Origin of the sequence: Campylobacter sp. BCW_6467 (assembly GCF_001762855.1) — a bacterium.
Classification (GTDB): domain Bacteria; phylum Campylobacterota; class Campylobacteria; order Campylobacterales; family Campylobacteraceae; genus Campylobacter_D; species Campylobacter_D jejuni.
This window is the reverse complement of sequence record NZ_MJXP01000023.1, coordinates 57,218-69,180: the sequence shown is the minus strand read 5'-3', so window position 1 is coordinate 69,180 and position 11,963 is coordinate 57,218. Positions and strand designations below refer to the sequence as shown.

Genomic DNA, 11,963 nt, shown 5'->3' with positions numbered 1-11,963 from the left:
CATCTTACTTTAAGCTATTTAAATAAGCGATCAAAGCAACTATTTCTTTGATTTCACCTTTAGCAAAAGCATCTTTTACTTCTTGATTTTTCATTTGATCAACTATAGCCTGAGCTTCAGCTTTTACTTCAGCTTGCGCATCCTCCCAAGAACCAAGTTTTGTTCCATTTTCTGTATCATAAGGAACATTGAAAACTTTTTTCACGGTTAAAGCCTCAGCATAAGCAGTTTCAATATCTGCATTATTTTTAAACATATGCTTATATGAAGGCATAATAGAATCTGGAACAACAGAAGTAGGATCCCACATATGATTTTCATGCCAATCAGCTGTTCTATAATTTCCTACACGAGCAAGATCAGGTCCTGTTCTTTTTGAACCCCAAAGAAAAGGTCTATCATAAGCAAATTCACCACTTACAGAATACATACCATAACGATCTGTTTCTGATTTAAATGGACGAATAAGCTGTGAATGACAAGCATTACAACTATCTTTAATATATACTGCACGCCCTGCAAGTTGTAAAACCGTATAAGGTTTTTTACCTTCAATTGGTCTTGCATTTTCTGCAAAATTTGGTAAAACTTCAACTATGCCTGCATAAGCAATCACTACAAAAACAGCTACAGCAAAAAAGAATGGATTTTTTTCTAACCAACTAAACATATTTTCTCCTTTTTATGCTGCCATAGGCGAAGCGCTTTTTGGTTCTTTATCAAGCACTCTTCCACAAGCAATTGTTTTGTAAATATTATAAGTAAACATAAAGAAACCAATAAGATACAACAATCCACCAATCGCTCTAATCCAATAATAAGGAACAATAGCCACAACAGTATCAATAAAGCTATAAAGCAAGTTACCATACTCATCTGTCGCTCTCCACATCATACCTTGAGTAATACCCGCAATCCACATTGAAGCAAAATAAAGAACTATACCTGTGGTTTGGATCCAAAATTGAGCTTCCATTAAAGATTTGCTATAAAGCTCTCTTTTGAAAACTCTAGGAGTCATATGATAAAGCGCAGCCATAGTCATAAATCCTACCCAACCTAATGTTCCATCATGAACATGTCCTGGAATCCAATCTGTAAAGTGTGCTAAAGCATTAACAGACTTAATTGAAAGAATTGGCCCTTCAAGTGTTGAGAACATATAGAAAGTTGATGCCAAAATCATAAATTTAATCAATGGACTCTCGCGAAGCTGGCTCCACTCACCTTTCATAGTAAGTAAGATATTAATCGCTGAACCCCAAGAAGGTAAAATCAATACTATAGAGAAAACCGAACCCATAGTTTGCATCCAATCAGGTACAGTTGAATAAATCAAATGGTGACCACCTGCCCAAAGATAAACAAACATTAAGCCCCAAAATGCAAATAAAGAGAGTTTATAAGAGAAAATCGGCTGACCACTTTCTTTTGGCAAGAAGTAATAAATTTGAGCAATAATACCCACAGTAAATACAAATGCCACAGCATTATGTCCATACCACCATTGTACTAAAGCATCATTTGTTCCTGCATACATTGATACACTATGCCACCATTTACCCATTCCAGTAACAAAATAAGTTGGTACTTCCATGTTGTTAAAAAGATAAAGCATAGCTATACCTAAAAATGTAGCTATATAATACCATAAAGAAATATAAAGAGTTTTTTCACGGCGAATTCCAATAAGTCCAAAAATACTTACACCCCATAAAACCCAAACAAGAACAACAAGAATATCTAAAGGCCACTCAAGCTCTGCATATTCTTTAGATGTAGTCACACCCATAAACAAAGATATAACAGCTAAAACCATAGTAAGCATATAAAGCCAAAAATGAAGCTTACCAACAGCCATTAAAAATCTTGACTCAGCCATACTTACCTTAAGAACACGCTGACCTATATAATACCAAGTTGCCCAAATCCCTGAAAGCATAAAACCAAAAATCACACCTGAAGTATGAAGTGGTCTAAGTCTTGAAAAAGTGGCATATTCTCCTGCTAAATAATTTAAGTTAGGATATGCCATTTGAAAAGCTATAAGAGTTCCTATAGCCATACCAACAATGCCAAACAATACGGTTGTAAACATAAAATATCTTGCAACCGTATAGTCGTAATTTAATACATTACCTGGATGCATCGACTTTCTCCTTAAAATTTTTGATAACAAGAGAATATTATAGAATATTAATTATACATTTTTTCTTAAAAATGATAATTTTGTTAATCATTTGTTATGCTTTATATTTTAAGGCTAAATCAGTCTTATTTATTGATATTTATCTTATAACCTAAACTTGGTACATTTTTTATAAAATCTTCACCCACTTTATCTCTTACTCTTTTAATAAAAGTTCTAACAGCAGTATCACTTACATGTTCACCTATCCAAACATTTTTCTTTATATCTTCATGCAAAACCAAAGCCCCAGGTTGCTTTAAAAGCAAAGAAATAAAAGCTAATTCTTTTTTAGTTAAAACAATTTCTTCACCATTGTAAATCAAAGTTCTTTTAGTTTTGTTAAATTGATATTCTTCAGAAATTTTTACAAGCATATTTGCTTCAATTTTTTCGCCTATCAGATAATCTAAAACTTTAAACAACTCTTCTATATCAACAGGTTTAATCAAATATTTATCTATACCAATATCAATAGAACGCAAAAGTCTCTCTTTCTCTGAATACGCACTAAGAACAACAATTGGGACATCATCTGAAATTTCCTTAATCTCTCTTGCCATATCAAGCCCATCCATAATAGGCATAGCAATATCTGTGATAACTAAATCCGGCTTAAATTTTTTAAATTTTTTAAGCCCCTCATCTCCATTTTGAGCTCCGATTACTTTACTAAAGCGTTCGCTTAATACATTAATCAATGATTCTCTAGTCTTAATTTCATCTTCAACTACTAATATTATCAATTCTTTACATTCTTGTGACATTTCTACTCTACCCTCTCTTTTAGTTTTAAAAATACCTCAAAACAAGCCCCATCTTTTCCATTCTTAACTTTTATTTTTCCTTGGAAACTTTCAATAATTTGTCTACTTATATAAAGTCCTACTCCTATACCCTGACTGGGATGTTTTGTTGTAAAATAAGGTTGAAAAATTTTATCTAAATTTTCTTTATCAATCCCACCAGCATTATCTTTTATTGTAATTTTCAGATAGTTTTTTCCAAATTTTGAAAAATTTATTGTTATGATTTTCCTTTTTTTGTTTTTAAATGCCTCTATTGAATTTAAAATCAAATTAAGAAAAACTCTTATTAAACCATTCTCATACGCCAAAACTTCATAATCACTTTTCGAAACAATATTAATATTTACATGATTTTTTTCTATAGTTTCAAAAGCAATTTCTAAGGCTTTATTTAAAGTCTCTTTTATAAATACACACTGCTCTACTCCTTTGTTAAACAAAGTTCTAAACACATCAATTGTTTCTGACATATTTTTAATCATATCTTTTGATTGTGAATAAATTTCAGCAAATCCTTTTTCATCTTTAAGATTTTGCTTCATTTGAAACATGGCAATACCAAGCTCATTTAACGGTTGTCTCCATTGATGTGCTATATCACTAATCATTTGTTCTAATGAAGATTTCAAAATCTCTTCATATGCTATTTTAATATCTTTTTCATTTTTTTCCAAGGCAATTTTCATTTTTTTCTCAAATTTTTTACCTAACTGTATAAATTCTTGTTGGTGATTTTTAACTGTATTTTCAAGATTAATACTTAATTCTCTTAATTTAGCGTGATTTAGAGCAAGCTCTTCATTAAGCTTAAAAGAATTACTGACATCATGAGAAAGTGCTACTATTTCTATTAATTCATTATTTTTATCCAATATAGGGATTAACAAAGTTTCAAGATAGAAGGTTTTGCCTAATTTATCAATATTTTTAAAAATAACCTGATAAGGCTTTTTATATGAAAGATCTTTTAAAAGCTTCTCAACATAACATTCATCAACATCTGGATGTTTAAATATTGAATGTTTTTTTCCTATAAGCTCTTTTTTGCTATATCCACTTATTTGACAAAGCTTATCACTGACAAAAATTAAATTTCCTTGCACATCAGCTCTTGAAAAAATTGTATTTTTTTCCAGAGCTTTAAAAAACTGATCTTTAAAAAAATCTTTCATTGAAAAGCCTTAAAACCTATATAGGCAAGATTTATACCGTAACAAACAATAATGCCATACGATAAATAATTAAACAAATTTTTCAAAAAATCACTAAAAAATTGTGAAATTTTAGAAAAAAATAACATCGCAGGTAAAGTTGATATTCCAAAAATCATCATTACCAAAATACCTTCAAAAATATTTTGCTTACTTATTGCATTGGCTATAAAAAAATACACCAATCCACAAGGAACAAAACCATTTGAAAATCCTAAAAATATAGCTGATTTTAATCCTTTAAAATTTTTAGATTTTTTAATAATTTTCTTTACAAAACTATCAAAAAAAACATTATTTTCAATAAAAGATAACATATTGCCTCTAAAAATAAGAGCAAAACCCAAAATCATCATAAATATACCAAGAATAAAAAATGACAAACTTTGAACCTTAGCATTGATTGCCAAGATATTCCCAAAAGTCCCAAAAATTATCCCTAAAACAATATAAGCAAAAATTCTAAACAAATGATAAATAAAAGTTAATAAAAATAAATTATTGCTTTTTGAATTTAAATTTATAAAAAGTAAATTAAAACCACCACACATAGAATAGCAGTGTCCAAAACTAGATAAAAAAGCAACGCTGATAATAGCTAAAAAATCTATACTCACATCAAATTCATAAATTCTTTAAAAATGTACTTACTTTCATGAGGACCTGAAGAACTTTCCGGGTGATGTTGCACTGAAATAATAGGATAGTCTTTATATCTTACTCCTTCAACATTATCGCCAAATAAATTTCTATGAGTGATATGAGCCACTTGAGCTAATTCTTCTGGAACATTATAATTATGATTTTGTGCGGTAATTTCTACCGTTTTTGTATCAAGATTGATCACAGGATGATTTGCTCCATGTTGTCCAAATTTCATTTTATAAGTTTCATATCCAAAAGCATTACTTAAAAGCTGGTGACCTAAGCAAATTCCAAGCATAGGAATTTTAGCTTCTGCAAGTTTTTTAATCTCTGCAATCTCTTGTTTTAAAATTCTTGGCTCACCTGGACCATTAGAAAGAAACACACCTTGAATTTCACCTTTTTTATACAGAGTAATCAACTCATTTGCTTTAATATTATATGGATAAACTTCTACTTCAAAACCTACTTCTACAAGTTCATTTAGGATATTTGTTTTAACACCATAGTCTATAACAGCAACTTTTTTCTCACTTCTTTTAGCATCATTAAATTTTTGAAAACTAGCGTTCCAAACACCTTGTTTATGAGAATAATTTTTCTTAGTGCTAACTTCTTTTACAAAATTTACTTCATCAATTTTTGCTGATTTTTCTAAGGCGATTTTTAAATCTTCTTTATTTGAAATTTCAGTTGAAATTACAGCTCTTAAATTGCCATTATTTCTTATCATTTTTACTAGATATCTCGTATCAAGTTCATAAATTCCTATTTTTCCATGTTTTTCAAGATAATCTTGCAGACTTTCTTTAGCGCGAAAATTTGAAAAACTGGAACTTAATTCACGCATTAAAACACCACTTGCAAAAATTTCCTTACTTTCATTATCATTTTCATTGGTTCCCACTATACCAATTTCTGGCATGGAAAATACGATAAATTGCCCTGCATAAGAAGGATCTGAAATAATTTCTTGATACCCTGTTAAAGAAGTGTTAAATACAAGCTCTCCAAAAAAAGTACCGCTCTTTCCAAAAGCCTTAGCACTTAAAAAAATATCATTTTCTAAATAAATATAAGCCTTCATTAAAACATACCTTTTTTTCTAAGCTCTTCTTGATAGAGTTTTTCAAAGATAAGATCGTATTCTTCACTACCTGGAATAGGTTTTGTTTTATAATTGCTAATTTTCTCATAAACCTCATCTTCAAGTTTTTCATAAATTTTAAGATAAGACTCTATGCTTGAAAAGATTAAATTTTTAACTCTATTTTCACTCACTATAAAATTAATATAATCATTCTCTACAAGTTCTTCTAAAATTTGATGCGCTAGATGATTATGTCTATCTTCAGAATCTAAAATCACATTAAATTCAGGAGCTAACTTTTTCTTCACAAGCCAAAACATATTTTTACGATCTACTTGCATAAGCTCCATTTCATCTTCTTGTTGCTCTAAAAGCTCTTTGACTCTTTCATCTAATTTTCTTTCATTTAGAATATCTTTCTCTAAAACTTCTATTATACATACCTTAAGCTTTTCTAACTGATCTTTAATTTCTACAAAAGAAGAATTAGCTATATCTAACATCATTTTATTTGCGATATAAGGAATATGTGGTAATTTTATACGCATCTTGAAAACCTTTTATTTAATAATGTTTGAAATAATAGCTTATTTTTGGTAAAAGAATGTTAAAAATGAAAAATTTTCATTCTTTTAATCACCTAATTACTAGTATTATTATCTAAATTTTTCAAAAGCAAAGTAAGCTCGCTAGCTTTTTTTGGATCCATTTTAGATAAAACACCTGAAATTTTACGTGATTCCAAAGAAAGCATTATTTTGCTTGCATCCTCTGCATCCATTTGACTTAAAACATCTGCAATGGCTGCATCTTTCATTTGGGAATAAATTTCTTTAACCCTACCTTGAGTTTTATCATTGATTGAATTTAAAATCTTTTGTTGCTCTTCTACAAGCCTTACGTTTTCAAGCTTTAATTCTTCAATTTTTGCCAAAGTTGCATTAACCTCAGCCTCTTTTTTTTCTAAATTTTCAAGCCTTTCTTTTTGCAAAGCTTCAAAAGAGGCTTTATAAGCTTCTAAAGATTGTCTTGCTTCATCAAATTCTCTAGTTTGCAATTCAATTTGAGCTTTTCTAGCTTCAAAATACTGCTCACAATCTTGTTCAGCTCCAAAAACTACACTTGAAATAAAAACTAACAATATAATTTTTTTAATCATCTTTTTCCCCTTTGAAAAAACGACTGATTGCAATTTCATCTAAAAATTTTTCTTCAGCCTTCGCAAGTTCTTTTTGTTTTTGTTTAATTTCTTCAGTTTCCAAAGCCTTCATTTTTTCATAATCTAAATGCGTTTTTTGATATAAAAACTGATAATGATTCATTTCTTTTTTAGAAAGTTCTACTTTCTCCTTAGCTCTTGCCAAAGCCTCGCGTCCTACTTGCGCCATACTTAAATTTGATCTTAAATCTGCTATAGATCCTGATTTTGGCAATACGCCTAAACTTTCACACTCTTGGCGTGAAAGTTCATAAGCTTTTTCATGTTCAAGCTGTCTTTGTTTGGCTTGATTAAGATTTGATTCTGCTTTATCAAGTTGTTGTTTTCTTACTTTTACAACAGAATTATATTTACTTTTCATAAGATGATAGTATCATCTCTTTCAGGGCTAGTGGAAATATACTTTACTTTAACCCCTGCAAGCTCTTCAAGTCTTGCTATATATTTTTTAGCATTTTCTGGCAATAAATCATAATCTTTTATACCAAAAACTTTATCCCAACCATCCATTTCTTCATAAATAGGTTGAACATTTTCTAAATCACTTGGTATGTAGTCGATTTCCATACCCTTATATTCATAAGCACGACAAATTTTTATCTTTTCAAAACCATCTAAAACATCAAGCTTCATCAAAGATAAAGCATCAAGACCATTAAGCCTTGCTGTATATCTTACAGCAACCGCATCAAACCATCCACAGCGTCTTTTACGTCCCGTGCTTACGCCAATTTCTTTTCCAATTTGTGCAATTTTTTCTCCATCTTCGCCCTTATCCTCAGTAGGAAAAGCTCCATTTCCCACACGCGTTGCATAAGCTTTTACAATACCTATAATATTTCCCGCTTCTTTAGGATTTAACCCAAGTCCTGTTAAAGCGCCTGCTGAAATAGTACTTGAACTTGTAACATAAGGATAAGTTCCATGATCAATATCAAGCATAGAGCCCTGAGCTCCTTCTAAAAGTACTCTTTTATCTTCATCTAAAGCCTTCCAAAGCATTCTTGTAGTATCTGTAATATAAGGAGTTAAAATTTCATTAAAGCGTTTTAAATCAGCAAGCAATTCTTCAGCACTTGGAATTTCAATTTCAAGCATTTCAAAAAAAGTTTTATTAGCTTCAAAATCTTTCATCAAAGCCTCACAAAGTCTTTGTGGTTCTAAAAGCTCTCCAACTCTATGTCCTGTACGATTAATCTTATCTGCATAAGAAGGTCCTATACCCTTACCTGTTGTTCCTATGGCATTTTTGCCTTTGAGTTTTTCTTTTGCAATGTCTATTAAAGAATGATGTTTTAAATTTAAATGAGCTCTATCACTGATATATAATCTACCTTTTAAATTTTCAAATTGAGCCATTTCAGCAATCAATACTTCAGGAGAAACCACAACTCCATTTCCGATAATATTAATACATCTTGGATGCAAAACTCCACTTGGCATAAGATGAAGCGCATATCTTACACCATTTACCCAAATCGTATGTCCTGCATTGTGTCCACCTGCACTTCTGCAAACAAAATCATAATTTTCACATAATTTATCAACTACCTTACCTTTTCCTTCATCGCCCCATTGAATGCCGACAATAATATCTGCTTTGCTCATAAAAATTTCCTTGATTTTACTTAATATTGGCGAGAAGATGAGAGAATCGAACTCCCCAAAGAATAGTCAACTATCCTTTCATCTGATTTGAAGTCAGTGGCGATCACCAGATACGCTAATCTTCCAAAGCAATAATTATAGCGATTTTTAATGAAAAACAAAATAAATTTATCAATATTCTTTTTGACTTCATGTTAAATTTAAGCTATAATCTCACTCTTTTTTAGCATCAAGTTTTGATGATTACATTTTTAGGATCTTTCTTTGAATTCTTTTAAACAAAAATATTTAATCAATTTTTGGGACAATTCCCGTTCTATGATTGCACTTGGAATTTTAAGTGCAGTGTATTTTGGGATTTTTGGTGGCGTTTGGGCTGTTACTGGAGAAATGACGCGTTGGGGTGGTGAGTTTTTAGAGTTTTTAGGTATGAATTTAGATGGATATTCTTATTACCAAAAGCAAAATTTAAATGGAACCCCTTTAACAAGAACTGATGGTATTATGCTCATAGGTATGTTTATAGGTTGTTTAGTAGCCGCACTTTTAGCTAACAAAGTCAAATTTCGTCTACCTGCTAGCAATATAAGAATTTTTCAAGCAATAGTAGGTGGAATTCTTTCAGGATATGGAGCAAGACTTGCATTTGGATGCAATTTAGCTAATTTTTTTACAGGTTTACCTTATTTTTCTTTACACACTTGGCTTTTTACTGTTTTTATGGTTTTAGGAATTTATCTAGGAGTGAAAATTTGCAACACTTCCTTTTTTAAACCTAAAGCTAAATTAGAACGGGTAAATAAAGAAAATTTGCCGTTAAACAAGCAAAGTTTGCGTACAAAATTATATTTTAACTTAGGCATATTGCTTTTCATAGCCTTTTTAGTTTGGGTGTTTTATCTTGTTTTTACAAATGGCAATATCAGCACACAAAACAAACAAAGCCTTCTAGCTTTAGCGCTGATTTTTGGTTTTGTTTTTGGCTTTGTTATTTCTAGAGGGCAAATTTGTTTTACTTCTTGCTTTAGAGATTTATTTTTATTTGGTAGAGATAATGCTATAAAAGGCGCATTAATCAGTATGATTATCGCCTCTTTAATCGCTTTTGCTTTTATCTTGCAAGGTCATACTAGCAAACTCATAGAACTTTCTCCTGCTGTAGCTGTAGGAGCATTTTTGTTTGGTTTTGGTATAGTTTTTGCCGGAGGTTGTGAGTGTGGTTGGGCTTATCGTGCCTTTGAAGGACAAAGTCATTTTATGATAGTAGGAATTGCAAATATAATAGGAACTATGATTTTAGCTTTAAGTTATGACTTTTTACCAAAGGCTTTTAAAGAAGGTATAAAAATCAATCTTTTAACCGAATTTGGAAATTTAAATGGATTTTTTATCAATCTTATTTTATTCATCTTGATGTTTGCTTTTGTAGTATTTTACAAAAAACACTTCTTTAAAAATCAACTTAAAGGATAAACAATGAAAATTACTTATAGTTTAAATTTACAAGGTGAAGCTTGTCCTTATCCTGCTATAGCAACACTCGATGTCTTGCCTAAGCTTCAAAGTGGAGAAATTTTGGAAGTGCTTTGCGATTGCCCACAAAGTATCAATTCCATACCTCAAGATGCAAAAAACCGTGGTTTTAAAGTGCTTGAAATCGATCAAAGTGGATCCACACTAAGATTTTTAATCCAAAAGCCTTAAAAAGGCTTTTGTTCTCAAAGCTCTTTTAACATCTTTTCATAAGCTGCTTTAGTTCCAGATCTTACATTTGTAAACAAACTTGCAATAATAATCACCGCCGAAGCTGCTAAAAACCCTGGAACTATTTCATAAAGACCCGAATTTGCAAAATTCTTCCAAAGCACCACAGTAGCAGCTCCTGTTATCATACCTAAAATCGCTCCTACTCTTGTCATCCTACTCCAAAATAAAGAAAAAAGCATTACAGAACCAAAAGAAGCTCCAAATCCAGCCCATGCATAAGAAACTATACTCAAAACACTTGAATTTTTATCAGTAGAAATCAAAAACGCTATTACAGCTACTAATAAAACACCTAATTTACCTAAATTTAATACAACATGACTTGGCGCATCTTCTCTAAAAATCTTTTTATAAAAATCTTCTGCTATAGTAGAACTTGAAACTAATAATTGTGAACTTGCCGTACTCATAATAGCCGCCAAAATAGCACTGAGTAAAATACCTGCTATCCAAGGATTAAATAAAAGTTGCGACATCACAATGAAAATCTTTTCAGGATCTTGCAAACTTAATTCAAATTTATGCACATAAGCTATGCCCAAAATACCTATCATACAAGCACTTAAAAGACAAACCACCATCCAAGCAATACCTATAAAAGTGGCCATAGGAATATCTTTAGTAGAACGAATCGACATAAAACGCACTAAAATATGTGGTTGACCAAAATAACCCAAGCCCCAAGCAAGTGCAGATATAATGCTTATAACTCCTACTCCTTCGCCCATAGATAAAGCTTGTGGCTTTATTTCTCTTACTATATTCACCGCTTCACCAAAGCCACCTAAATGATAAAGCATAACCAAAGGTACAATAATTAAAGCCATCATCATTAAAAGCCCTTGTATCATATCCGTCCAACAAACTGCCTTATATCCACCTAAAAAAGTATAAGCAACAATAATAATCGTTCCAGTAGTTAAAGCATAATCATATCTGATACCAAAAGTACTTTCAAAAAGTTTTGCTCCACTTACAAGCCCCGATGAAACATAAAAGGTAAAAAATATCAAAATTACCACCGCACATACGATGCGAAGTATATGTTTGTCATCATCAAAACGAGTTTCAAAATAATCAGGAATAGTCAAAGAATTGGCAATAACACTGGTATAAATTCTAAGTCTTTTTGCTACAAAAATCCAATTTAAACTAGCCCCTATGGTAAGCCCGATCGCAATATAAGAATCTATAAAACCACTTACATATAAAGCTCCTGGCAATCCCATTAAAAGCCAACCACTCATATCAGAAGCCCCAGCGCTAAGTGCAGATATCACAGGCCCCATGGTACGCCCACCTAAAAAATAATCTTCTGAATTTTTATTTTGCTTATAAAAATAAAAACCTATATAAAGCATCAATAAGGCATAAACTACAAACATCACTGCTATTGGGGTATTAATTTGAACTACTTCCATCAATC

General features: G+C 31.1%; 13 protein-coding genes and 1 tRNA gene. 2 read left to right on the top strand and 12 right to left on the bottom strand.

Annotation, left to right across the window (positions count from 1 at the left end):
- Window positions 1–4: 4 nt before the first annotated feature.
- From ccoO to AJ888_RS03535, 11 genes are all read right to left on the bottom strand, one after another.
- Complete coding sequence (ccoO, locus tag AJ888_RS03585; protein ID WP_002855439.1) at window positions 5–670, bottom strand: cytochrome-c oxidase, cbb3-type subunit II; 666 nt, start codon at window positions 668–670, stop codon at window positions 5–7.
- A 12-nt stretch (window positions 671–682) separates the two neighbouring features.
- Window positions 683–2,149: a cytochrome-c oxidase, cbb3-type subunit I gene (ccoN, locus tag AJ888_RS03580; RefSeq protein ID WP_002862142.1), complete on the bottom strand. Its 1,467-nt coding sequence runs from the start codon at window positions 2,147–2,149 to the stop codon at window positions 683–685.
- Window positions 2,150–2,274: 125 nt separating this feature from the next.
- The gene (bumR, locus tag AJ888_RS03575; RefSeq protein ID WP_002862143.1) at window positions 2,275–2,955 is read right to left on the bottom strand and encodes a butyrate response regulator transcription factor BumR; all 681 of its coding nucleotides are present in this window, start codon (window positions 2,953–2,955) and stop codon (window positions 2,275–2,277) included.
- 2 nt (window positions 2,956–2,957) lie between these two features.
- Entirely contained in the window at window positions 2,958–4,169 is a 1,212-nt protein-coding gene (bumS, locus tag AJ888_RS03570) for a butyrate sensor histidiine kinase-like phosphatase BumS (protein ID WP_002862144.1), read from the bottom strand.
- Entirely contained in the window at window positions 4,166–4,825 is a 660-nt protein-coding gene (locus tag AJ888_RS03565; RefSeq protein ID WP_002870873.1) for a sulfite exporter TauE/SafE family protein, read from the bottom strand. The genes bumS and AJ888_RS03565 overlap by 4 nt, the downstream gene beginning before the upstream one ends.
- Window positions 4,822–5,940, bottom strand: coding sequence for a glutamine-hydrolyzing carbamoyl-phosphate synthase small subunit (gene carA, locus AJ888_RS03560; RefSeq protein WP_002862148.1), 1,119 nt, complete (start codon window positions 5,938–5,940; stop codon window positions 4,822–4,824). The genes AJ888_RS03565 and carA overlap by 4 nt, the downstream gene beginning before the upstream one ends.
- Complete coding sequence (locus tag AJ888_RS03555) at window positions 5,940–6,491, bottom strand: DUF507 family protein (protein WP_002851269.1); 552 nt, start codon at window positions 6,489–6,491, stop codon at window positions 5,940–5,942. The genes carA and AJ888_RS03555 overlap by 1 nt, the downstream gene beginning before the upstream one ends.
- Before the next feature lie 92 nt (window positions 6,492–6,583).
- Entirely contained in the window at window positions 6,584–7,102 is a 519-nt protein-coding gene (locus tag AJ888_RS03550; protein ID WP_002862149.1) for a MotE family protein, read from the bottom strand.
- Window positions 7,095–7,523 (bottom strand): flagellar export protein FliJ, encoded by a 429-nt coding sequence (locus AJ888_RS03545; RefSeq protein WP_002862150.1) that lies wholly within the window; start codon window positions 7,521–7,523, stop codon window positions 7,095–7,097. Before AJ888_RS03545 ends, AJ888_RS03550 begins: the two co-directional genes overlap by 8 nt.
- On the bottom strand, window positions 7,520–8,770 hold the full coding sequence (locus AJ888_RS03540; protein ID WP_002862151.1) for an adenylosuccinate synthase: 1,251 nt from the start codon (window positions 8,768–8,770) through the stop codon (window positions 7,520–7,522). Before AJ888_RS03540 ends, AJ888_RS03545 begins: the two co-directional genes overlap by 4 nt.
- Window positions 8,771–8,797: 27 nt before the next feature.
- A tRNA-Sec gene (locus AJ888_RS03535) sits at window positions 8,798–8,895 on the bottom strand.
- 139 nt (window positions 8,896–9,034) lie between these two features.
- Between AJ888_RS03535 and yedE the strand changes: the two genes are divergently transcribed.
- Together yedE and yedF are read left to right on the top strand one after the other, a co-directional pair.
- Window positions 9,035–10,243: a selenium metabolism membrane protein YedE/FdhT gene (gene yedE / locus AJ888_RS03530; protein ID WP_002862152.1), complete on the top strand. Its 1,209-nt coding sequence runs from the start codon at window positions 9,035–9,037 to the stop codon at window positions 10,241–10,243.
- Between the two features lie 3 nt (window positions 10,244–10,246).
- A complete protein-coding gene (yedF, locus tag AJ888_RS03525) occupies window positions 10,247–10,474 on the top strand; it encodes a sulfurtransferase-like selenium metabolism protein YedF (RefSeq protein WP_002862153.1) in 228 nt (75 codons plus the stop codon).
- Window positions 10,475–10,488: 14 nt separating this feature from the next.
- Here yedF and putP read toward each other — a convergent pair whose 3' ends face one another.
- Window positions 10,489–11,958, bottom strand: coding sequence for a sodium/proline symporter PutP (gene putP / locus AJ888_RS03520; RefSeq protein ID WP_002862154.1), 1,470 nt, complete (start codon window positions 11,956–11,958; stop codon window positions 10,489–10,491).
- Window positions 11,959–11,963 lie beyond the last annotated feature (5 nt).